Annotated in this window: 23 protein-coding genes and 1 tRNA gene; 10 read left to right on the top strand and 14 right to left on the bottom strand. The window is 66.3% G+C overall.

The window, feature by feature from the left end; all coding sequences use genetic code 11:
- Positions 1 to 18 precede the first annotated feature (18 nt).
- The 3 genes from ASE64_RS08985 to ASE64_RS08975 form a co-directional block, all read right to left on the bottom strand.
- Positions 19 to 1,494: an SPFH domain-containing protein gene (locus tag ASE64_RS08985; RefSeq protein WP_055778980.1), complete on the bottom strand. Its 1,476-nt coding sequence runs from the start codon at positions 1,492 to 1,494 to the stop codon at positions 19 to 21.
- A 34-nt stretch (positions 1,495 to 1,528) separates the two neighbouring features.
- On the bottom strand, positions 1,529 to 2,017 hold the full coding sequence (locus tag ASE64_RS08980; protein WP_055778977.1) for a hypothetical protein: 489 nt from the start codon (positions 2,015 to 2,017) through the stop codon (positions 1,529 to 1,531).
- 70 nt (positions 2,018 to 2,087) lie between these two features.
- Positions 2,088 to 2,351, bottom strand: coding sequence for a hypothetical protein (locus ASE64_RS08975; RefSeq protein WP_055778974.1), 264 nt, complete (start codon positions 2,349 to 2,351; stop codon positions 2,088 to 2,090).
- A 183-nt stretch (positions 2,352 to 2,534) separates the two neighbouring features.
- Here ASE64_RS08975 and ASE64_RS08970 point away from each other — a divergent pair, with 183 nt between their 5' ends.
- A complete protein-coding gene (locus tag ASE64_RS08970; protein ID WP_055778971.1) occupies positions 2,535 to 2,867 on the top strand; it encodes a DUF7882 family protein in 333 nt (110 codons plus the stop codon).
- A gap of 98 nt (positions 2,868 to 2,965) precedes the next feature.
- Positions 2,966 to 3,133: a hypothetical protein gene (locus ASE64_RS17425; RefSeq protein ID WP_156351738.1), complete on the top strand. Its 168-nt coding sequence runs from the start codon at positions 2,966 to 2,968 to the stop codon at positions 3,131 to 3,133.
- Here ASE64_RS17425 and ASE64_RS08965 read toward each other — a convergent pair whose 3' ends face one another.
- Positions 3,134 to 3,547 (bottom strand): PPOX class F420-dependent oxidoreductase, encoded by a 414-nt coding sequence (locus ASE64_RS08965; RefSeq protein WP_055778968.1) that lies wholly within the window; start codon positions 3,545 to 3,547, stop codon positions 3,134 to 3,136.
- Positions 3,548 to 3,600: 53 nt separating this feature from the next.
- Here ASE64_RS08965 and budA point away from each other — a divergent pair, with 53 nt between their 5' ends.
- Positions 3,601 to 4,335 (top strand): acetolactate decarboxylase, encoded by a 735-nt coding sequence (budA, locus tag ASE64_RS08960; protein WP_235480548.1) that lies wholly within the window; start codon positions 3,601 to 3,603, stop codon positions 4,333 to 4,335.
- 13 nt (positions 4,336 to 4,348) lie between these two features.
- On the opposite strand, the gene ASE64_RS08955 is transcribed toward budA, so the two are convergent.
- Positions 4,349 to 5,017, bottom strand: coding sequence for a response regulator transcription factor (locus ASE64_RS08955; protein WP_055778965.1), 669 nt, complete (start codon positions 5,015 to 5,017; stop codon positions 4,349 to 4,351).
- 126 nt (positions 5,018 to 5,143) lie between these two features.
- On the opposite strand from ASE64_RS08955, the gene ASE64_RS08950 reads away from it, so the two are divergent.
- Entirely contained in the window at positions 5,144 to 5,422 is a 279-nt protein-coding gene (locus tag ASE64_RS08950) for a GlsB/YeaQ/YmgE family stress response membrane protein (RefSeq protein WP_055778962.1), read from the top strand.
- A 63-nt stretch (positions 5,423 to 5,485) separates the two neighbouring features.
- Here the strand turns inward: ASE64_RS08950 and ASE64_RS08945 are convergent.
- Positions 5,486 to 5,556, bottom strand: a tRNA-Gly gene (locus tag ASE64_RS08945).
- A 65-nt stretch (positions 5,557 to 5,621) separates the two neighbouring features.
- Complete coding sequence (locus ASE64_RS08940; protein ID WP_055778959.1) at positions 5,622 to 6,869, bottom strand: RDD family protein; 1,248 nt, start codon at positions 6,867 to 6,869, stop codon at positions 5,622 to 5,624.
- 63 nt (positions 6,870 to 6,932) lie between these two features.
- On the opposite strand from ASE64_RS08940, the gene dcd reads away from it, so the two are divergent.
- Positions 6,933 to 7,517, top strand: a complete 585-nt coding sequence (dcd, locus tag ASE64_RS08935; RefSeq protein ID WP_055779882.1) for a dCTP deaminase — start codon at positions 6,933 to 6,935, stop codon at positions 7,515 to 7,517.
- An 84-nt stretch (positions 7,518 to 7,601) separates the two neighbouring features.
- Here dcd and ASE64_RS08930 read toward each other — a convergent pair whose 3' ends face one another.
- Positions 7,602 to 8,594, bottom strand: a complete 993-nt coding sequence (locus ASE64_RS08930; protein ID WP_082466138.1) for a LacI family DNA-binding transcriptional regulator — start codon at positions 8,592 to 8,594, stop codon at positions 7,602 to 7,604.
- 221 nt (positions 8,595 to 8,815) lie between these two features.
- Here ASE64_RS08930 and ASE64_RS08925 point away from each other — a divergent pair, with 221 nt between their 5' ends.
- The 5 genes from ASE64_RS08925 (at position 8,816) to ASE64_RS08905 (ending at position 15,528) form a co-directional block, all read left to right on the top strand.
- The gene (locus ASE64_RS08925) at positions 8,816 to 9,751 is read left to right on the top strand and encodes a carbohydrate ABC transporter permease (RefSeq protein ID WP_055778953.1); all 936 of its coding nucleotides are present in this window, start codon (positions 8,816 to 8,818) and stop codon (positions 9,749 to 9,751) included.
- A gap of 1 nt (position 9,752) precedes the next feature.
- On the top strand, positions 9,753 to 10,700 hold the full coding sequence (locus ASE64_RS08920) for a carbohydrate ABC transporter permease (RefSeq protein ID WP_055778950.1): 948 nt from the start codon (positions 9,753 to 9,755) through the stop codon (positions 10,698 to 10,700).
- A 63-nt stretch (positions 10,701 to 10,763) separates the two neighbouring features.
- Positions 10,764 to 12,116 carry an ABC transporter substrate-binding protein gene (locus tag ASE64_RS08915; protein ID WP_104280390.1) on the top strand — a complete coding sequence of 451 codons (1,353 nt, stop codon included), beginning with the start codon at positions 10,764 to 10,766 and terminating at the stop codon, positions 12,114 to 12,116.
- Positions 12,117 to 12,188: 72 nt separating this feature from the next.
- Positions 12,189 to 13,751: an arabinosylfuranosidase ArfA gene (gene arfA / locus ASE64_RS08910; protein ID WP_055778947.1), complete on the top strand. Its 1,563-nt coding sequence runs from the start codon at positions 12,189 to 12,191 to the stop codon at positions 13,749 to 13,751.
- Complete coding sequence (locus ASE64_RS08905; protein ID WP_055778945.1) at positions 13,744 to 15,528, top strand: glycoside hydrolase family 35 protein; 1,785 nt, start codon at positions 13,744 to 13,746, stop codon at positions 15,526 to 15,528. The genes arfA and ASE64_RS08905 overlap by 8 nt, the downstream gene beginning before the upstream one ends.
- Positions 15,529 to 15,569: 41 nt before the next feature.
- On the opposite strand, the gene mnhG is transcribed toward ASE64_RS08905, so the two are convergent.
- From mnhG to ASE64_RS08875, 6 genes are read right to left on the bottom strand one after another with little or no spacing between them, the layout of a single operon-like run.
- On the bottom strand, positions 15,570 to 15,956 hold the full coding sequence (gene mnhG, locus ASE64_RS08900) for a monovalent cation/H(+) antiporter subunit G (protein WP_055778942.1): 387 nt from the start codon (positions 15,954 to 15,956) through the stop codon (positions 15,570 to 15,572).
- A complete protein-coding gene (locus tag ASE64_RS08895; protein ID WP_082466031.1) occupies positions 15,953 to 16,288 on the bottom strand; it encodes a monovalent cation/H+ antiporter complex subunit F in 336 nt (111 codons plus the stop codon). Before ASE64_RS08895 ends, mnhG begins: the two co-directional genes overlap by 4 nt.
- The gene (locus ASE64_RS08890) at positions 16,285 to 16,935 is read right to left on the bottom strand and encodes a Na+/H+ antiporter subunit E (RefSeq protein ID WP_162234557.1); all 651 of its coding nucleotides are present in this window, start codon (positions 16,933 to 16,935) and stop codon (positions 16,285 to 16,287) included. Before ASE64_RS08890 ends, ASE64_RS08895 begins: the two co-directional genes overlap by 4 nt.
- Complete coding sequence (locus ASE64_RS08885) at positions 16,932 to 18,497, bottom strand: Na+/H+ antiporter subunit D (RefSeq protein WP_055779877.1); 1,566 nt, start codon at positions 18,495 to 18,497, stop codon at positions 16,932 to 16,934. The genes ASE64_RS08890 and ASE64_RS08885 overlap by 4 nt, the downstream gene beginning before the upstream one ends.
- A gap of 8 nt (positions 18,498 to 18,505) precedes the next feature.
- Positions 18,506 to 18,955 carry a Na(+)/H(+) antiporter subunit C gene (locus tag ASE64_RS08880; RefSeq protein ID WP_055778930.1) on the bottom strand — a complete coding sequence of 150 codons (450 nt, stop codon included), beginning with the start codon at positions 18,953 to 18,955 and terminating at the stop codon, positions 18,506 to 18,508.
- Positions 18,952 to 22,071, bottom strand: coding sequence for a Na+/H+ antiporter subunit A (locus tag ASE64_RS08875; protein ID WP_082466029.1), 3,120 nt, complete (start codon positions 22,069 to 22,071; stop codon positions 18,952 to 18,954). The genes ASE64_RS08880 and ASE64_RS08875 overlap by 4 nt, the downstream gene beginning before the upstream one ends.
- Between the last annotated feature and the right edge of the window lie 86 nt (positions 22,072 to 22,157).

The raw sequence follows: 22,157 nt of genomic DNA, 5'->3' as shown, positions 1-22,157 counted from the left end.
GCTCGGCGGGGTGCTGCTCTAGATGACCGGCGACTCCGCGTCGGTCGCGGGCGACGTGGCGGTTGCCGTGCGGCCGGTGCCGGCGACGCTCGCTCCGGCGCCGGTGCCGCTGCCGGTCGACTTGGCCGCGAGGCCTCCTCCGATGCCGGCGAGCAATGCGCTGAGGTCGAGGCCCGTGGCCTGCTTGATGACCTCGGGCAGCTCGGTCATGTTCTGCGCCACCGACTTCGTGAGCGCACTCGCGCCCTCGGTCGAGATGATCGAGATGTTGTCGACGTTCGACAGCGGCTCGGCCATGCGGCGGGCGACCTCGGGCATCGCGTCGATCGCCCGCGAGGCCAGCGCCTCGCGACTCAGCAGGTTCTGCGCCTCGGCGAGTGCCTTGACCGCGGCGGCCTCGGCCTCTCCCTTGGCCCGGGTGGCGGCCGCGTTGGCGTTACCGAGGGCGGTGATCGATTCGGCCTCGTTGACGGCCGCGGTGCGTGCTGCCTCTGCCGTCTGCTGGCGGCGGTACACCTCGACGTCGACGGACGCCTTCTCGGTGTCGCGATCGGCCTGTGCCTTCTGTACAGCGGCATAGGCCGCGGCCTCGGCGGGCTGGCGAACCTCGATGTTGAGTCGCTGCTCGGCGACCTTGGCCTGCTCGACCACGGCCTCGCGCTCCTTGCCGGCCACGAAGGTGGCCTGCTCGGCGCGGGCGAGTTCACCGGCTGCGTTTGCCTCGGCGTTGGCGCGCTCGGTGTCGGCCTTGATCGACGCGACGCGGATGTCGAGCTCGCGCTGGCGCTCTGCCGTGAGCTGCTCGTTCTCGATGCGCGACAGGGCCGCGGCGCGCACGGTCTCTGCCTCGCGCACCTCGGCGATCTGGCGAGCCTGGGCGGCCTCGGCGCGACCGCGGTCGGCGAGGTAGGTCGAGCCCGGGGTCTCGATCTCGCGGATGTTCAGGGTCTCGATCTGCAGGCCCAGCTCGGCGAGCTCGCCCTTGGTCTCGGTTACCGCATCTTGGGCCAGCTGCGCGAAGCTCTTGACGAGCTCGTCGACGGCCCGGCCACCGATGAGTCCACGCAGCGAACCTTCGAGCGACTGCTGCACGATCTCGGGCAGCTTCGCCTGCTGCAGCAGGTAGCGCTGGGCGGCGCGACGCACGCCGTCTTCGCTGCCGGTGACCTTGAAGTTGACCGTGGCCTTCACCGAGGTGCGAATGAAGTTGCTGTCGATCGCCGTCACATCGACCGAGGTCTGGTACTGCTCGAGCGAGAGCTTGAAGCCCTCCTGGAAGATCGGCCAGATGAACGTGCGGCCACCGATGATGACCTTCTGGGGCGAGGTGATGCCGGAGGCCGCATCCTTCGCGGCGCCGCGGCCGACGACGATGAGCGCCTGGTTCGGCGGAACGCGGCGAATGCGGCTGGCGATGAAGCCGAGCAACGCCACGATGATGACGATGACGACGACCACCGCGACGATGGACGTGTTGCTGCTGATGAAGTCCATGTACTGGGCTTCCTCTCTGTAGGGGTCTGTGGCTCTAGGAGGCGGCGCTGTCTTCGACGACGGCCACGACCTTGACCCGATAGCCGTCTTCTTCGACGACCCGGATGCGCGTCTGCGCAGCGATGGTCGCGTCGCTGATGGCGGATCGCCGCTCGAGCTCGCGCACGTCATCGAGATTTACTTCTCCGCCGGCGGGCCCGGTGTTCACCGTCGTGAATCCGACGAGGCCGACGGGGGAGTAGTGGCCACCGCTCTCTTGCTTGGCGATGTGGCTGACGAACAGCTGGATGGCGACGAGTGCGACGAGGGCGAGGGCTACCGCGATGACGTAGGTGAGCCAGGTGGGCAGATCATTCGACACCGTGATGACCCCGGCGACCCCGAAGATCGACAGCGCAGCTCCGATCGCGATTCCCGAGACCAGGCCATCGCCTATACCTACGAGATCGAGCAGATCGCCGATGATGATGCTCGTGAGCAGGAGGAGCAAGCCGATCGCGCCGACGATGAGAAACGGAAGCATGCGGCACCTTTCGTGTCGTAGCCCTTCTAGCATGCCCTACTCGGGGGCCATCGGGCCAGGCCGGGTCTGCTCAGTCGTAGACCCGAACCAGCGACCACTCCCGATCTGACACCGACCAGATGACGTCGAAGACGAAGCTCACGCCGAGCTCATTGGTGGCCTGGAATCGCCACCCGCGGATCATGGGCGGGTGCGTGACCCGAGACCAGGCCAGATCTTCGAGAGGGGTGGGCATGTCGGAGACGCGCCAGCGCCGGCCATTCCAGACCATGCGCGAGGGCACGTCGTCGTCGACCCACAGGGTGACCGCTTCGGCCGTATACGAGATGCTCATCCGCTCCACTCCTTCGAATATATGTTCGAGTAATGACGAGCATACGCACCCGTTTGCGACACGCCAAAGGCGCGTTTATTTCCCATGGAAACGAGCTTTGTCAAGTCCCAGAAAGCGGCCTCAGAATTTTCTCTACAGTTATGCGGGCCCGCCCTGCGGGGCGCCCGCACGAAGAAAAGAGCAATGGGAAAACTGATCTACGCTCGATCCGAACTCGAGATCGACATCGCCGACCGGGCGCTGCTGCACCTTCAACTCGTCATTGGGGCCAAGCTCCGAAGGGGCGAAAGTTTCTTCTTCTCGTGGAAGGAAGACGTGTCCGTGGGAAGCGGCCGATCGAGCATCTGGCTGACGCCCGCGCTTCCTCTCTACTTTCGCTTCCTCGACTCGAACCTCGGTCCGATCAACCGCGAGTGGCTCGACCTGCTGTCTGCCTCCGCGAACAGCGGACAGGGCCTCGTCTACACCGAGGAGCCCGGTGTTCCGCCGACATGGAAGCCGCGTGGCTATGTATAGACGGATTGTCTCTCTCTGCGAAGTCGCCCACTAGACCTGTTGCACCGGGCGCTCCGCGACGTACCCTATGCAGGTCACCGAGCAACTGGAGTAATCACATGGACGACGCCGAGGAGCACGACGAGAACCCGCCCTCGCCTGCGCGGGCACGTCGGTCGATGAACTCGAAGGCGCTGCCTTACGGAACCGAAGAGATGTCGGGATTCTTCTCCGACGAGTGGGATTCGGGCTGGGAGATCAACCACACGGTCGTACCTCCGCGCTGATCAGTCCTCGCGCGGCGTCTGGCTCGCGCGCAGCCCGCTGGAACCCAGGAGGCCGTCGACATCCACCCGGATGACGACACGCGCCGGATTGACCCGGGGTTGCCGGTACCGGACCGCGTACCGGGCGACGGCATCCGCGACGGCCTCGGGATCGCGCTCGATGCGAGCCGGCCCAGACAGGGTCAGCCAACGGATGCCGTCGACCTGGCTGACGGTTGCGTGGCCGGCGCGCTCGATGTTGCGCACCTTCTGGGTGCCGTCGCCGGTGATGATGCGCAGCACGCCGTCGGCGTAGGTGAATCCCACGGGCACGGAGTGGATGCTGCCACTGGGAGAGATGGTCGACAGGATGGCCAGATGCCTCTCGGTGACGAACTGCTGTCCCTCGGCGGTCAGGTCGGCTGATGTGCTCATGATCCACAGGCTACGTCAGGTGCATGTGGATGCCCGACGGGCATACTGGGCGGGTGGACGATCAGCGACGGACAGTGTTCCAGACCAGCCTCATGAGCGCCCTGCTCGACGGCGTCTACGACGGCGATCTGACGGTGGTCGAGCTGCTCGAGCACGGCGACTTCGGACTCGGAACGTTCAATGCGCTCGACGGCGAGATGCTGGTGCTCGACGGCGTATGCCATCGGCTGCGCGCCGACGGCTCGGTGGAACGGGCATCCGCCGACGACCTCACGCCGTTCGCCGTGGTGATGCCGTTCGAGCCGGTGATCGGATTCGATGTCACCAGTCGGATGTCGCGAACGGATGTGGTGGCCCGCATCATCGAGCTCGAGGACTCGCAGAACTATCTGTTCGCCGTTCGGGTGACGGGCCGCTTCGAGTCGGTGACGACGCGCACGGTCAGGCGCCAGCAGAAGCCGTATCCGCCCATGCGCGAGGCGGTGAAAGACGAGGCGATCGTGTCGTTCGAATCGATCACGGGCACGGTCGCGGGGTTCCGCACTCCGCTGTACGAGCGCGGGATCGGCGTTCCCGGAGGGCACGTGCACTTCATCGACGATGAACTCTCGACGGGCGGGCACGTGCTCGACTTCGTACTCGAGCACGGGCGCGTAGACATCTGCAAGGGCAGCGATCTGCAACTGCGGCTGCCGCTCAGTACATCGTTCAAAGAGGCAGACCTCGATCCTGCCGACCTCGACGACCAGGTGCGCAACACGGAGAACCGCTCGCCTCGGGGGCATTAGCGGATTCCTGACGTCAGGGGCCGCCGCGCCAGTGGTCGATGCGGTGGTTGTCGGGTGTGAACCCGTGGGCGACGCCCCAGAGAACCGCCTGGGTTCGACTCGTCGCCCCGATCTTGCGGTAGATGCTGCGGATGTAGCTCTTGACGGTGTTGGGGCTGAGGTAGGTGAGTCGCGCCACCTCGGCATTGCTCTTGCCCTGAGTGATCAGGGCGAGGATCTCTGATTCGCGGTCGGCGATGCCCTCGCTGCGACCGGGCCAGTCGAGACCGGACGCCGGACTCGCCCGCCGAGGCGGCTCGCTGATCACTGTTTCACCGGCGTGAATACGCTCGAGCGACGCCACGAGCTCGCGGGCGGGCAGTGTCTTCGAGAGGTAGCCGTGGACTCCCTGCTGCTGTGCGCCTGCGACGAGATCGGGATGGAAATTCCAGGTGTACATCACCACCTTGCCCGCGCGGGGGTTGCCGACGAGGGCGCTGATCTCGTCGTGGTCGGACTCGGGTTGGGCGAACGAGTCGTACATCACGATGTCGACGGTGTCGCTGAGGCCCGTGGTGGCGTCGATCTCCGCGACGACCACGCGCTCGGAGTACGAGTCGAACATGTGCGCGAGACCGACGAGGACCACGTCGTAGTCGTCGACGAGCGCGACCGTGAGGGGTCGAGTACTCGTCGATGTCATGGGTAGAACTTACACCCCTAGGGGTGTGTTTGGCCGCCCCTTTTGCTGGTTGATTGGGATCACCGCTCGGCACCGGGCGGCGACACCGTGCATTCACAACGCACTTCACCTGAAGAGGTCATCATCATGCTCGGACTCATCATCAGCATTCTCGTCGTCGGCATCATCGCCGGCGCCGTCGCCCGTCTCGTCGTTCCCGGCAAGCAGAACCTGTCGATCGGAATGACGATCGTGCTCGGCGTCGTCGGCTCGTTCGTCGGCGGATTCCTCGGCTTCCTGATCTTCGGTGCCGACGCGCAGGAGGGGTTCTTCCAGCCTGCCGGCATCATCGGATCGATCATCGGCGCGATCATCGTGCTGATCATCTGGATCCAGGTGCGCGGCCGTGGTGCTGCCCGCCGCTAGTAGGCCCAGTAGCAACAGAAACGCCCGCCGGAACTCGAAGTTCTGACGGGCGTTTCTCGTGAGAGCGGATGACGGGAATCGAACCCGCGCTATCAGCTTGGGAAGCTGAAGTTCTACCATTGAACTACATCCGCGTGGCCTGCTTTCGAGCCGCAGGCATCCATAGCCTAACCGACGATCCGCGGCGCAGCACGACCCTTCAGAGCCGTGCGACCTCGACCACGATGTCGTCGACCGCCTTGTCGTGCCAGCCGCGCAGCAGCTTCGACGAGTCCCAGAAGACGGATGCGTAGGGCAGCCACGCGGTGAGCGCGGTTCCGATCGCGAAGGCCGCGAGAATCAGCTCGCGCAGCAGCGCCCGGCCGAATCCGATAGGGCCGGGGGATGAGTATCCCGTGACCTCGATGCGCATGAGGCGCTTTCCGGGAGATGCACCGCGGGTGCCGACCATCCACGCCACGACCACGAACCAGGCGAGACTCACAACGACGACTCCGACGAGGGCCAGGGCGACGACGAGCACACCTGTCTCCGGGCTCGACGAGGCCGCAGCGGTCGCGGGCCATACGAAGAGCAGATACGCCGCGGCGGTGATGAGAATCGTGACGGCCCTGTCGATGAGAAACGCCCCCGCGCGACGACCGAGGGGCGCCGGCGTACGCGTCGTCGGTTTCGTCGGAACGGGGCGCCATCCCGGATCGCCCGGCGGTCCGTTTTGCGCCTCCGTTGGCGTCGACACCGGATGCGACGGGTCGGCCGCCCAGTCGAACACCGGCACGGCCGCGGGCTGGGCCGGCGGCTCCGTCAGGGCGGGCGGCATCGACACGACGAGGCCCGCGTCGGCCATGGCCACGGGAACCGGCGCGGTGAATCCCGAGGTGACGGACGCGGCGCGGGGTTCCGTCACGGGCTCGGGTGCCGGTCCGGCGTCGGAGAGCGAGAACTCGATCGGCTCGGGGCGCGGATCGTCTGCGCGAACTCCGAAGCGGTCGGCGAGTTGTGTGTCGACGACCTCGCCGAGCAGTTCGAGCAGATCGACGAGGTGCTCCTGCGCCACCGGGTTGCCGCTCGCCACGGCGATCGACGTGCCCCGCGCATCCGATTCGGCCGCACGGTCGACGTCGCTCGCGCCCGTGGAGGTGCCGAGCACGCGCATGCAAGTGCTCCAGAGCTCGTCGACCGTGCTCACGCTCAGCTTGTCGACGATCTCGCGGCCGATGCGCACGCGCGCATCGTCGCCGAGTCGATCGAGGGCTGCCGGCCATGCCTCGCGCCGTGACTCGTCGGCGAGTTCGGGATGCCGCCCCGCACGGATCTCACGGAGCACCACATTCTGCACGCTCGTGAGAAGGGCCGCCCAGAGCGGATCGGAGTCGAGCCCCGAGAGTTCGGAAGGAAGCGTCGATGGGGCCGAGAGCGCCCGGGAGAACTGGTCGGCGGCATCCATGCGACCACCATAGTGCGAGCGCTCATCAGCCTGGCAGGGGTGTGCACTGGCTAGGCTATGGCCGTGCTGCTATCCGATCGTGACATCAAGGCCGAACTCGACGCGGGCCGCATCGGCCTCGACCCCTACCAGCCCGAGCTGATCCAGCCGTCGAGCATCGACGTGCGCCTCGACCGCTTCTTCAGGCTGTTCGACAACCACAAGTACCCCTTCATCGACCCGGCCGAGGATCAGCCCGAACTCACGCGGCTGATCGAGGCCAAGGCAGACGAGCCGTTCATCCTGCACCCGGGCGAGTTCGTGCTGGGCTCCACCTTCGAGCTCGTCACGCTGCCCGACGACGTGGCAGCGCGGCTCGAAGGAAAGAGCTCGCTCGGTCGCCTCGGACTGCTCACGCACTCGACCGCGGGATTCATCGACCCCGGATTCTCGGGTCATGTGACCCTCGAGCTGTCGAATGTAGCGACGCTGCCGATCAAGCTCTGGCCCGGAATGAAGATCGGCCAGCTCTGTTTCTTCCGCCTGTCGAGCTCTGCGGAGAAGCCCTACGGATCGACGGAGTACGGCTCGCGCTACCAGGGTCAGCGTGGCCCGACAGCCTCGCGCTCGCACCTGAACTTTCACCGCACCGACGTCTCGCGCGACTAGGGCGAGGCGCGTGCGCGCCTGTTAGGCGCATCCGCTGCTGGCCGACCGGGCGCGGGTGCGCCCATGGGGCGCGGATGCCGCGGGCTAGGTTCGCGAGGCGGGCGCAGCCGTGCTCTGGCGCTCGATCAGGCTCGTCGGGATGACGGCGACGCCGCGCGAGGTGCCGGATCCGTCGATCTGATCGAGGAGCTTCTCGAGGCACAGGCGGCCCACCGCGCTGAAGTCCTGGTGCACGGTCGTGAGGGGCGGCCAGAACGAGCTGGCCTCCTGCATGTCGTCGAAACCGACGACGCTGATGCGGTCGGGAACGTCGATGTCGTTCTCGTGGAAGGCGCGCATCAGGCCGAGTGCCATCTGATCGTTCGCAGCGAAGACGGCGGTGACGTCGTCTCGTTTCGCCAGTTCGAGACCGCAGAGGTAGCCGGAGTTCGCGGTCCAATCGCCGATCAGCACCTCGGGCACCTCGGCGCCCGCCGCGATCAGCGTCGCCTGCCACGACTCGCGACGGCGCGATGCGCTGAACGAATCCTTCGGCCCGGAGACATGCCAGACGGTCTGGTGGCCGAGCTCGAGAAGGTGCTGGGTCGCGTCGCGAGCGCCCGACGCCTGATCGGTGTCGACGACGCTGTACTTGTCGCCCGCGTCGGAGTCGACGATCACCACGGGCAGGCCGGTGGGCAGCGAGACATCCGATCGGTCGAGGATGTGGGATTCGACGATCACGATCACCCCGTCGACGGCGTGTTCACCGAGGCGGCTGAATGCACCGAGCAACTCCACCTGCGTCGGCAGGGCGATGGGGATGAGGGTGATGGAGTAGCCCGCCTGTGCCGCGGCGGTCGCGATCGCGTCGAGGGTGCGCATGTTGCCGAAGGTCGACAGGGTGAACATGATCACGCCGATCGACTTGAAGCGCCCGGTCTTCAGAGCACGAGCCGCGCTGTTGGGTCGGTAGCCGATCTCGTTCATCGCTGCCACGACTCTGTCTTTGGTCGACGGGTCTACGTTGGTCATGCCGTTCGCCACCCGTGAGACGGTCTGGGCGGAGACTCCTGCGATGGCCGCGACGTCGGCCATCGATGGTCCGCGCGTGCGGCGCTGCTGCGCATCGAAGACCACATTGTCTGACCGAGAGTTCACTGTTCCCCGAAATCTGCACGCGATAAATCACAGCCGCGCGTGCTATTTGTTTACGTAAACATGCTAGCGTGATCGAATCGTGTTTGCGTAAACATCTGACCTAGCGGATGAGCGCTCACCCCCCGACGCGAGACTCAAGAGAAGAATGAGAATGTGAAATGACGACGGTGTCACAGGATCCGCCCCGGGCGGTCGCGCCCCGGCTGGGCCGAGGCTCGGCCTCGCAGAAGGCGAAGCGCGATTGGACAGGCTGGAAGTTCATCGGCCCGTTCATGCTCATCTTCGCGTTCGTGCTGGTAGCCCCGGTCGTCTACTCGATCTACCTGAGCTTCTTCAAAGACCAGCTCGTCGGCGGCAACTCCTTCGTGGGGTTCGCGAACTACATCCAGGTGCTCGGCGACTCCAAGTTCTGGGAGTCGCTCGGTCGGGTGTCGATCTTCCTCGTGGTGCAGGTTCCCATCATGCTGCTGCTCGCGTTGTTCGCCGCCCTCGCGATCGACAGTGCGCGTCTGCACTTCCCGGCGTTCTTCCGCATCGGCATCTTCCTGCCCTACGCGGTGCCTGCCGTCGTGGCGACGCTCATGTGGGGATTCATGTACGGGATCCGCTTCGGTCTCGTCGCCAACATCAACGACTTCTTCGGGATCTCGCTGCCCGACCCGCTCTCGAACGAATGGGTGCTGGCCTCGATCGGCAACATCGTCACGTGGGAGTTCGTCGGCTACAACATGCTGCTCTTCTATGCGGCTCTCCGAGTCATCCCGACCGATCTCTACGAGGCGGCGGAGCTCGACGGCGCCAACCACCTGCGCATCATCCGCAACATCAAGCTGCCCGCCCTCAGGCCAGCCATCGTGATCGGAACCATCTTCTCGATCATCGGCAGCTTCCAGCTCTTCAACGAGCCGAACATCCTGAAGCCTCTGGCGAAGAACACCATCGTCACCTCGTTCACGCCCAACATGTACGCCTACAACCTGTCGTTCTCGGGCCAGCAGTACAACTACGCGGCCACCATCGCCATCGTCATGGGCGTCGCCACCGCCGTGATCGCACTCGTCGTGCAAAACCGCGGCTCGCGAAAGGAGGTCTGAGATGACCCAGGCCACGATCTCCGTCCCGTCAGCAGACTCCCGACCGGGCAAACGAACGTCGTCGCGAGCGACGAGGCACACGCGTTCGCTCAAGGGCCGAGGCGTTCACCAGCGCCGGTCTATCCTGCTCACCATCGTCATGGCCGTCATGGTCGTGTACGCGCTCTTCCCGCTGTTCTGGCTGTTCGTCAGCTCGACCAAGACCCAGTCCGAGCTGCTCAGCTCGTTCGGTCTCTGGTTCAGCGGAGACTTCTCGCTGTTCGACAACATCTCGCAGACCCTCACCTACGGCAACGGCGAGTTCGTGCGCTGGTTCGGCAACACACTGCTGTACGTGGTGGTGGGCGCCGGCGGAGCCACCCTGCTCGCCGCTCTCGGCGGCTACGGGCTCGCCAAGTTCAACTTCCCCGGCAAGAAGCTCGTCTTCGCCGTCGTCCTCGGCGCCGTCGCCATCCCGGGCACGGCCCTGGCGGTTCCGACCTTCCTGATGTTCAGCCAGCTGGGCCTGACCAACACGCCGTGGTCGATCATCCTGCCCTCGCTGATCAGCCCGTTCGGCCTCTACCTGATCTGGACCTACGCCCTCGACGCGGTGCCGACCGAGGTGCTCGAGGCGGCGCGCATGGATGGGGCCGGCGAGATGCGCACGTTCTTCACCATCTCACTGCGCCTACTGACCCCGGGCATCGTCACGGTTCTGCTGTTCACCGTGGTGGCGACGTGGAACAACTACTTCCTGCCCCTGATCATGCTGTCCGAGCCCACCTGGTACCCGCTCACGGTCGGGCTGAACCAGTGGAACCAGCAGTCGCAGACGGTCGGCGGTGACGCCATCTACAACCTGGTCGTCACGGGATCGCTGCTCACGATCGTTCCGATCATCGTGGCGTTCCTGTTCCTGCAGAAGTACTGGCAGTCGGGTCTCACCGCCGGAAGCGTCAAGGCGTGATCCACCTACTCGTCCCATCCCCCGCATCACCTGTTCAACACACAAGGAAGTGAAAGGCACATCATGAAGATTCGCAGCACACGACGCCTCCGTAGGGGCGCCGCCGCCCTCACGGGCGTCCTCGCCCTGGGCCTCGCCCTCTCGGCCTGCTCTTCGGCTGGCGGCAGCGCCGAGACCGGCAACGCCGACGACATCGCCAAGGCTCTCGACACCGAGACGACGATCACCGTCTGGGCCTGGGCCCCGGCCGTCGAGCAGATCGCCAAGGACTTCGAGAAGGAACACCCGAAGATCACGGTCAAGGTCGTCAACGCCGGAACCGGCAACGACCAGTACGTGAAGCTGCAGAACGCGATCAAGGCCGGATCGGGTGCGCCCGACGTCGCCCAGATCGAGTACTACGCCCTGCCCCAGTTCGCACTCAGCGACTCGCTCGTCGATCTGAAGGGCTTCGGATTCGACTCCTTCGCCGACAAATACACCGACAGCACCTGGAACTCGGTCAGCCTGAACGACGGCGTCTACGCCCTCCCGCAGGACTCCGGCCCTATGGCGCTGTTCTACAACAAGGCCGTCTTCGACCAGTACGGCATCGCCGTGCCGACCACGTGGGATGAGTACGTCGCCGCGGCCAAGCAGCTGCACGCCGCAGACCCTACGAAGTACATCACCAACGACACCGGCGACGCGGGCTTCACCACGAGCATGATCTGGCAGGCGGGCGGCCAGCCGTACAAGACCGAGAAGTCGACCGATGTCTCGATCAACCTGCAGGATGAGGGCTCGAAGAAGTTCGCCGACACCTGGAGCCAGCTCGTCGAGGGCGGACTCGTCTCGCCCATCACCTCGTGGAGCGACGAGTGGTACAAGGGACTCGGCGATGGCAGCATCGCGACCCTCACCATCGGTGCCTGGATGCCCGGAAACCTCGAGTCGGGCGTCGCACAGGCCTCCGGCGACTGGCGCGTAGCCCCCATGCCCACGTGGGAGAAGGGACAGGCAGCCAGCGCCGAGAACGGCGGAGGCGGCGACGCGATCCTGAAGCAGAGCAAGAACAAGCTCGCCGCAGCCGGGTTCCTGCAGTACATGAACGAGGGCGACGGAACGCAGACGTCGATCGCCAAGGGCGGCTTCCCCTCTACCGTCGCCGACCTCAACAACGACTCGTTCCTGAACTACGAGAGCCCCTACTTCGGTGGTCAGAAGATCAACCAGGTTCTGGTGCAGTCGTCGAAAGACGTCGTGAAGGGATGGCAGTACCTGCCCTTCCAGGTCTACTCGAACAGCATCTTCAACGACACCGTCGGCAAGTCCTACGCCGACAAGTCCGACCTGAACACCGGACTCGAGGCGTGGCAGAAGGCCACGGCCGACTACGGAAACGAACAGGGCTTCACCGTCAAGACCGGTAACTAGCTCCTCGTCCTGCGGCCCCCGTCAGTGCGCTGGCGGGGGCCGTCTTCACGCACACCCGAAAGAGAATCCTCCGTGGCCCACGCCCGCGTCACCGTCACCCCGTCCGACATCATCGCCCCGGTGTCGCCCCGCCTGTTCGGCTCCTTCGTCGAGCACATGGGCCGCGCCGTCTACACCGGAATCTACGAGCCGGGTCATCCCACGGCGAACGAGCAGGGGTTCCGAGGCGACGTGCTCGAGTTGGTGCGCGAACTCGGGGCCACCGTCATCCGGTACCCCGGGGGCAACTTCGTCTCGGGGTTCCGTTGGGAAGACAGCGTGGGGCCGGTCTCAGAACGACCCACGCGGCTCGAGGTGGCCTGGCACAGCGTCGAAAGCAACCAGGTGGGCCTGCACGAGTTCGCCGAGTGGGCCGAGACGGCCGGCGTGGAGGTCATGAATGCGGTCAACCTCGGTACCCGCGGCATAGAAGAGGCAGCCTCGCTTCTCGAATACAGCAACCACCCCTCCGGCACGACGCTCGCCGAACAGCGCCGTGGCAACGGTCGCGACGAGCCTTTCGGCATCACGCTCTGGTGCCTCGGCAACGAGATGGACGGGCCGTGGCAGATCGGCCACAAGACGGCGGATGAGTACGGCCGGCTCGCCGCCGAGACCGGCCGGGTCATGAAGTGGATCGACCCGACGATCGAGCTCGTCGCCGCGGGGAGCTCGAACGCCGACATGCCCACTTTCGGCACGTGGGAGAAGACGGTGCTCGAGCACGGCATCGACGTCTTCGACCATATCTCGCTGCACGCCTATTACGAGGAGAACGGCGATCTCGAGAGTTTCTTGGCATCGGGCGTCGGACTCGATCGCTACATCCGCACGGTGGCCGACATCATCCGCGACACCCTCGACGCGCACGGCTCCGAGCGCACGATCGGCATCAGCGTCGACGAGTGGAATGTTTGGAACCAGACACGCTTCAACGAGGTGGACAAGCCGCCGCTCTTCGCCGGCGACTGGAAGAATCACCCGCGCATCATCGAAGACGAGTACACCGTGACCGATGCCGTCGTGGTGGGCAGCCTGCTCATGTCGTTGTTGCGCAACTCCGACGTGGTGAGCATGGCCAATCTCGCCCAGCTCGTGAACGTAATCGCCCCCATCCGATCGGAGCCGAACGGGCCCGCCTGGCGACAGACCACCTTCCATCCGTTCGCTCTGACAGCACGCTTCGCGACCGGCGACGTGGTGAGCACACGGGTGCATTCGGATCGGCAGCACACGTCGAAGTACGGAGACGTCTCGCTACTCGACGTGATCGCGCTGACCGAGGCAGACGAGATGACCCTGCTTCTCGTGAACCGCTCGACGACCGACCCCCTCGAGGTGTCGATCGACGTCGAGGGCGCGCCCATCGCATCCGTTCTGTACGAGCGCACGCTCGGCGTGCCGACAGGCCGCGACCGGCACGCGAGCAATACGCAGGCCGACCCGGATGCCGTGCTCGCGCTCGACCTCGGCATCGTGACGGTCGACGACGGCAGGGCGAAGGCGATTCTGCCCGCACTGTCGTGGTCGATCGTGCGGTTCGCCACTGCTCGACCTTCGCTGACGACCTCGACCTGGGGGAACGACAATGCCTGACTTCCGCATCGGCGACGCCGACTTTCTTCTCGACGGTGAGCCGTTCCGCGTCCTCGCGGGCGCGCTGCATTACTTCCGAGTGCACCCCGACTACTGGGCCGATCGCATCCACAAGGCCAAGCTCATGGGCCTCAACACGATCGAGACCTACGTGGCGTGGAACGAACACTCGCCGACCCGGGGCACGTTCGACACGAGCGGCGGACTCGACCTGGGCCGTTTCCTCGACCTCGTGGCGGCCGAGGGCATGTACGCGATCGTTCGTCCCGGCCCGTTCATCTGTGCCGAGTGGGACAACGGCGGATTCCCCGGCTGGCTGTTCAGCGACCCCGCCGTGGGCGTGCGCCGCGACGAGCCGCTGTACATGGCTGCGGTCTCCGAGTACTTCGCCGAGCTGCTGCCGATCGTGGCCTCACGCCAGATCGATCGGGGCGGGCCCGTGATCCTCATGCAGATCGAGAACGAATACGGCGCGTACGGCGATGACAAGAGCTACCTCAGAAAGCTGGTCGATCTGACGCGGGCGGGCGGCATCACCGTGCCGTTCACCACCATCGATCAGCCCACCGACCAGATGCTCGCCGACGGCAGCCTGCCCGAACTGCACAAGACGGGGTCTTTCGGTTCTCGCGCGGCCGAGCGACTCGCCACCCTGCGCTCGCACCAGAAGACCGGCCCGTTGATGTGCGCCGAGTTCTGGGACGGGTGGTTCGACCACTGGGGCGCGCACCACCACGTGACCGACGCCCAGGATTCGGCGCGCGAGCTCGACGCTCTGCTGGCGGCCGGCGCGTCGGTGAACATCTACATGTTCCATGGCGGCACCAACTTCGGCTTCACGAACGGCGCGAATGACAAGGGCGTCTTCCAGCCCACGGTCACGAGCTACGACTACGACGCTCCGCTCACGGAGTCCGGGGATCCCGGAGCCAAGTTCTGGGCGTTCCGCGAGGTCATCTCTCGCTACGCCCCTGTTCCCGACGAGGTTCCCGAGGTAGGCGGGCCTGCCGCCGAGATCGAGGTCGTGCTCGACGAGCGGGTGTCGCTGTGGGATGCCGCCGGCCGACTCGGCGAGACAGTGGCGGTCGACGCCCTGCCCACCATGGACGAGCGGGCGCAGTTCAGGGGTTTCGCACTGTACACCGCCGAGCTCGACGCGGTCGCGGCTGCCGAGTCGTCGGCGGGTCGGGTGCTCACGGTCGGCGAGGTGCGTGACAGGGCGCAGGTGTTCATCGACCGCGACCCGGTGGGTGTGCTGCAGCGAGACCACCATGACGTCAGCCTCAGCCTGCCCGCCTCTTCAGGCGCGGCTTCGCTCTCGATCCTCGTCGAGGACCAGGGTCGAGTGAACTACGGCCCCCGCATCGGCGAGCACAAGGGCCTCATCGGGGGAGTATCGATCAGCGGCGAGGAGGTCAGAGGCTGGAGCGTGCTCGAGCTCGGCTTCGACACCGTGGTGTCGGGAGCGACGGACCTCTACGCGCCTTTTGAGTCGGCAGAGGCGGTGGCCGGACCCTCGTTCGTGCGTGGCGGCTTCGCTGCGCCGGCCGGCCGTGACCTGTTCCTGAGCACCGAGGGGTGGGGCAAGGGGCAGGCGTTCGTGAACGGCTTCAACCTGGGCCGCTACTGGAGCCGCGGGCCGGGGACCACTCTCTACGTTCCCGGCGCCCTCGTTCGCGAGGGTCGCAACGAGCTCGTGCTGTTCGAACTGCACGGCGCGGCCCGCAACGTGGCGCGCTTCGTCGCCTCGCCGCAGCTGGGGCACACCGACTTCTGACGCGGCGGCGGGTCGTTCGACGAGGCGGCTACTCGAGGCGGCTACTCGGGTCGGTTCGCCGGGTCGGTCGCCAGGTCGTGGCTGGCCCGGTCGACCACGTCGGCCAGCTCGTCGGTGAGCAGCAGCTCGCGTCGAAGGTGGCGGGTGCGGTAGACGGCCCGACCGATCATGTGCGCGGCCACGGGGGCCGTGAGCATCTGGAACAGCATCACCAGGAACAGGGTCGAGACGGTGGCCCAGTTTCGCTGATCCAGGCCCACGGCGAGCAGGATGAACGCCAGGCCCGCGATCTGCGGCTTGGTGGCCGCGTGCATGCGAGAGAGCGCGTCGGGAAACCGCAGGAGCCCGACGCCGGCCGCGAGGCTCAGCAGCGCTCCGATGAGCAGGCACACCGAGGCGGCCAATTCGAACCACTCGTCGACGGTCATTTCTCGCCTCCCGCCAGCTCGTCGAGCGAGGGATCCAAGGGCGATGTTCCCTCGTTGGTCTTGTTCGTCTCGGCGTCTTTCTGCTTCGTCGCGAAGCGGGCGACGCTCACCGAACCGACGAAGGCGAACATCGCCAGAACCAGGGCGACGGGCAGCGTTCGCGTGTGGTGGTTGTAGACCATCTCTGCTCCCAGCACGCAGATGAGCGTCGAGAGCAGCATGTCGGCGGCGACCATGCGGTCGAGGATCGAGGGTCCGCGCCAGATGCGCACAACAGCGAACAGGGCCGCTACGGCGAACAGGGCGCCGGCGATGTAGACGATGATGTTCATTCTGGATAGCCTCCCTCGCTCGGGTACTGCTCGACCGGAATGACCGGGTGCCGCTCTTCCCACGCTCGCTGGCGTCGTCCTGACACGATCGGCCCGAGCGACCGTTCGGCCCGCGACATGTTGACGCGGCGTACGTCGTCGCGAGAGCCGATCGCCCGCACGATGCGCTCTTCCACTGCGATCACGTTGGCTCGGGCCTTCTCCACGTCGTCTGCTGTCTCTGTGCCGAGAACGTGCAGATACAGGATGTCGTCCTGCCGGTCGGCCTCGACGATCAGCGAACCGGGCACGAGCGAGACGGCCAGCGCGGTGAGCGTGAGGCTCAGGTCGGACTTGGTCGACAGCTGCACAGCGACGATGGAACTCGTGGGCACACGGCGCGGATCGACGGCCAGCCACGCCACCTGGAACGATGCGCGCACCAGGTCGAAGACGAAGTGCCCGATGAAGACGACGAGTCCCAGGGGGTGGATCCTGTCGGGCAGTTCGACGGGCGGCAGGTAGAACACACGAGTGATGAGCAGGGCGAGCACGAGGCCCGTGACGATGCTGAGCACCGACACCTGGTCCCATAGGAAGAGCCAGAGCACCACGAGCCAGATCAGCAGCGGGACCTGCCGCCAGATCGATCCACGAACGCCGCTCACGACACGCCTCCCTCGGGGAAGACCAGTGAGATGTAGTCGGTGGGCTGCTCGAGATTCTCGGCCGCGCGAGTCGCCATCGAGTACAGGGGCCCCGCGAATACGGTGAGGGCGACGCTCACCGTGACCATGGCCACGGTCGCCCCGATCATGATGCGCGGCGACGCCTTCGTCTCCTGCACGTCCGAAGTCTCCTCCGGCGCCTCCTCGATGCGATCGAGCGCCGGCGACTCCTCTTCGTGTGCCTCGCGCTTCGGTCGCCAGAACGCCAGGCTCCACGCTCGCATGAGCGCGTAGAGGGTCAGCAGCGAGGTGAGTGCCCCCGCACCGATCAGCACCCAGATGAGCGGCGACGGTGCTTGCGCTCCCGCCTCGAACAATCCCAGCTTGCCGATGAAGCCCGAGAAGGGCGGAATGCCGCCGAGGTTGAGGGCCGGAATGAAGAACAGCACGGCGATGACCGGCGATGCCTTGAGCAGGCCTCCGAGTCGGTTGAGTGCCGTTGTTCCGCCCTGCCGCTCGACGAGTCCCGTTGCCAGGAAGAGGGTGGTCTGCACGGTGATGTGGTGGATCACGTAGTAGATCGTCGCGCCCATGCCGGCGACGGTTCCGATCGCGATGCCGAAGATCATGTAACCGATGTGGCTGACCAGCGTGAACGACAGCATCCGCTTGATGTCTGATTGCGCGACGGCGCCCAGGATGCCGATCACCAGTGTCAGCAGCGCGACGACGAGCAGCACCGTCTGAAGCGTGTTGCCGGGAAACAGGATCGTCTCCGTGCGGATGATCGCGTAGACGCCGACCTTGGTGAGCAGGCCCGCGAACACGGCGGTGACCGGAGCAGGGGCGGTGGGATACGAGTCGGGCAGCCAGAACGACAGGGGGAAGACGGCCGCCTTGATGCCGAAGGCCACGAGCAGCATGATCTGAAGCACCAGCTGGATGTCGGCGGGCAGCTCGCCGAGGCGCACCGACAGCTGGGCGATGTTCACGGTTCCGGTCGCGCCGTAGATCATTGCGATCGAGGCGAGGAACAGCATCGACGACACGAGACTCACGATGATGTACGTGATGCCGGCCTTGATGCGCGCCTGCGTTCCACCCAGCGTGAGGAGCACGTAGCTCGCCACGAGCAGGATCTCGAAGCTGACGTAGAGGTTGAACAGGTCGCCCGCGATGAAGGCGTTGAAGACGCCCGCCGCCAGGATCAGATAGCTCGGGTGATAGATCGACACGGGAGTCTCGCGGTCGCCGTCGGCCATGCCCTGGCCCACCGAGAACACGAGAACGCAGAGCAGCACGATCGATGAGATCAGCAGCATGAGGGCCGAGAGCCTGTCGACCACCAGCACGATTCCGAAGGGAGCCGACCAGCCGCCCACCTCGACCGCGTGGCCGCCGGTCTGATCGGTGAGATAGACGAGCGCGGCGCTCGTGAGCACGACGAGTGACAGCACGGTGATCGAGAACGTGACCTGCAGTCTCGGCCGGCGTCCCGCGACGAGCGCGCCGGCGGCTCCGATGAGGGGAAGCAGGACGACGAGCGGAATGAGCGAATTCATCAGAGCACTCACGAGGTCTTCGCCTCCGCTCGCCCTTCGAATTCGGTGTCTTCGCCCGAGCCGTCTTCGGCCTCGTTGCTTTCCTCGTCATCCATCGAACTGTCGGCGCCGCCCACGGCCACGTCGGCCTCGTCACTCGTGATGACGTCGGCCCGCGCGATGCGCCACGAGCGGTAGATGAGGGCGAGCAAGAAGGCGGAGACACCGAAGGTGATGACGATCGCGGTCAGGATGAGTGCTTCTGGCAGAGGGTCGTGCATCTCGGATGGCTCGACTCCGTCGGCCACGATCGGGGCGACGCCCGCCGGCCCCGCGATGATCAGGATGAGCAGATTGGTCGCGTTGCCCACCAACAGGAAGCCGAGCAGCATGCGGGTCATGCTGCGCCCGAGCAGCAGATAGACCCCGCCGGCGTACAGCACGGCCATGAGCAGGATCAGAACCAGGGAGGCGCTCATCGGGGGCTCCTCTCGGTGGCGTTCTCGGCATCGGTTTCGGTGGCGGCCGGCGTATCGGGGGTGGGCTCGTGGGGCGTGTGGCTCAGAGTGTTCACCTCGTGGGCACCGGGAATGCCATCGTCGGGCGAGCTCTCGTCGCCGTGGTCTTCTTCTTGCTGCCTGTCGATCTCGGCACCGAGGCTGCGGAGGATGTCGAGTGCGAGACCGACGACGACGAGGTAGACGCCGATGTCGAACAGTGTCGAGGTGACGAACTCGATGTGGCCGATCACCGGCAGCTCGGCCTCGAACCACGTCGAGGTGAGCGCGTCGACGCCGAAGAAGATCGGCACGAGTGCGGTGCCGCCCGCGAAGAGTACACCGAAGCCGAGCAGCTTTCCGGCATCGATGGGCGCGGCCTCGCCGAGTTCGAAGCGCCCGGCTGCAAGGTAACGGGCGACGAAGGCGAGCCCCGCGACGAGGCCTCCCGCGAAACCGCCGCCGGGGATGTTGTGGCCGGCGAACAGCAGGTAGACCGACACGACGATGGCCGAGTGGAACAGCAACCGCACGACGACCTCGAGAATGATCGACCTGTTCTCGGGCGCGAGCGTCTTACCCGCGAGCAGCCAGGGGGTGCGCTGGTTGCCCTTCTCCTGCGACGGGGCGGCTCCGTCGGGGGTGGCGCCGGCGCTCGCGGTCGCCTCGATCGGCGCCTCGGCCATGCGTGTGCGGCGAGCGAACCAGCGCGGTCGCTCGGTCTCGGGGCCGAGCCTCGGCATGTCGCTGCTGCGGCGAGACAGGAACACGAGACTGGCCACACCGGTGGCGGCCACGACGAGCACGCTCATCTCGCCGAGGGTGTCCCATCCGCGGATGTCGACGAGCAGCACGTTCACGACATTGCGGCCGTGCCCGCCCTCGTAGGCGAGCTCGGGGAATTGCAGCGAGATGGGTTCGGCGATGCGCGAGCCGAGAGCGACGACGGCGACGACGGACATCACGATGCCGACGCCTACCCCGATGACGGCACGCACGATGCGATGCCGGCGACCGTGATCCTGGCCGATGGCCGAGGGCAGTCGGCGCAGTACGAGAACGAAGGTCACCAGCGTGACGGTCTCGACCAGAGCCTGGGTGAGGGCGAGGTCTGCCGCACCCTGCAGTGCGAAGAGAGCGGCCATGCCATAGCCGGTGACGCCCACCAGGACCACGGCCATGAAGCGCTTGTGGGCACGAGCGGCAGCGATCGTGGCGACGCCCATGACGATCGCGATGGGCAGTTGCGCGGGGGAGTCCCACGGCCTGAACGACCCGGGCAGCTCGCCGACGAGCGCGAGCGCGGTTCCCACCGCGGCCACCAGCACGACGAGGATCGTCGCGACGTAGATGGGGAGCGACCCGGTCTGGGTCAGTCGGGTCAGTCGCACGGCGGCCCGGTCGACGAGGTGCACGACCCGGCTGTAGCCGCGGGCGGAGTCGATCCACGAGGGTACGCGGCTCTGCACAGCGGAGACGCGCGTGCGTGCCGCGAAGAGCGCGAGCCCCAGCACGAGGGTGACGGCCGAGATGCCGAGAGCCGGCTCGACACCGTGCCACAAGGCCAGGTGGGCCGCATCCGGAATCGCGACCGTGTCGCCGGCGGTCGTCGCCGCCCTGCTGGCGGCGAGCGCCTCACCGCTGAGCGGGGCGACGGAGTCGGCGTAACGGCCGAACAGGGGATCGAGCAGGGGCGACGCGATGCCGAGAGCCAGGCTGACCAGGGCCAGGATGGCCGGCGAGACGAGGAAGTCGACGTGCTCGTGCACGAACTCCGCCGGCTCGACGCCGGGCTTTCGCGCGAACGCGCCCCAGATGAAACGGGCTGTGTAGGCGACGGTGAGCACGGATCCGAGGGCGACACCGATCAGGGCGACGAACCCGAGCGGGGCACCGTGCTCTGCGTCTTCGAGCAGAGCGGTGAAGACCGCTTCTTTGGCGACGAAACCGAGCAGGGGCGGCAGCCCGGCCATCGATGCCGCGGCCAGAGTGGCGACGACGGCCAGGAGGGGTGCCTGTCGACCGAGTCCGCTGATCTTGCGCAGGTCGCGCGTGCCGAGGCGGTTGTCGATGATGCCCACGACGAGGAACAGCGTGGCCTTGAAGAGCGCGTGGCCCGTGATGAGCGTGATGCCGGCCAGGGCCGCGTTGCGGGTGCCGTAGCCCACGACCACGGTGAGGAAGCCGAGCTGGCTGACCGTTCCGTAGGCGAGCAAAAGCTTGAGGTCGTGCTGACGGAGCGCGCGCCAGCCGCCGACCAGCATGGTCAGGACGCCGACTGCCACGAGGACCGGCCTCCAGCCGGGGGTGTCGCCGAACGCGGGAACGAGCAGTGCGATGAGGAAGATGCCGGCCTTCACCATCGCCGCCGCGTGCAGATACGCGCTGACCGGTGTCGGCGCGGCCATAGCCGAGGGCAGCCAGAAGTGCAGGGGCACCTGAGCCGACTTGGAGAGAGCGCCGAGGAGCACGAGAAGAACGGCGACCGTGACGAGACCGGATGCCTGGGGCGGGTCGGCGACGATCTGCGACACCCGGGTGGTGCCCGACTCGACGGCCAGGATGACGACGCCCACCAGCATGGCGAGCCCACCGGCCGTGGTCACCAGCAGCGCCTGGAGCGCGGCGCCGCGGCTCTTGCGCTTCGCCGTGTACTGCCCGATGAGCAGATAGGAGAAGACGGTGGTCGCCTCCCAGAACATGAAGAGCACGTAGATGTCGTCGCTGACGACGAGACCGAACATGGCGCCGGCGAAGGCGAGCAGCACTCCGCTGAACCGGCCGAGACCGTCTTCGCCGCGGCGGAAGTAGCGGGCGCAGTAGAGCACGACGAGCGCACCGACACCGGTGACGATGAGAGCCATCGTGAGCGAGAGAGCGTCGAGTCGGAAGGCGAAGGCGAGATCGAGTTGCGGAACCCAGGGGTGCAGTTCGGTCGGGGTCTCGCCTCGCGTCACCGCGGGGACCTGGAAGAGCAGCCAGACGAAGACTGCGGCGGGAACGGCGGCCGCGACCACGAACATCCGCGGGCCGAAGCGGGTGGTGAGGATGGGCAGAAGCAGCCCGGCGAGGGCGAAGCCGACGAGAGAGGTGATCATTGCGGCTCCCTCAGAGGTTCAAGCCGGGGAACGGTTCGCGCCCGGTCGCAAGCGGCCGTGTGGAGCTCCAGTCTACCGGCGCGAGC

Source organism: Agreia sp. Leaf210, from assembly GCF_001421485.1.
GTDB lineage: Bacteria > Actinomycetota > Actinomycetes > Actinomycetales > Microbacteriaceae > Agreia.
Note: the sequence above shows the minus strand (reverse complement) of the source record. Positions and strands in the feature narration are given on the sequence as shown.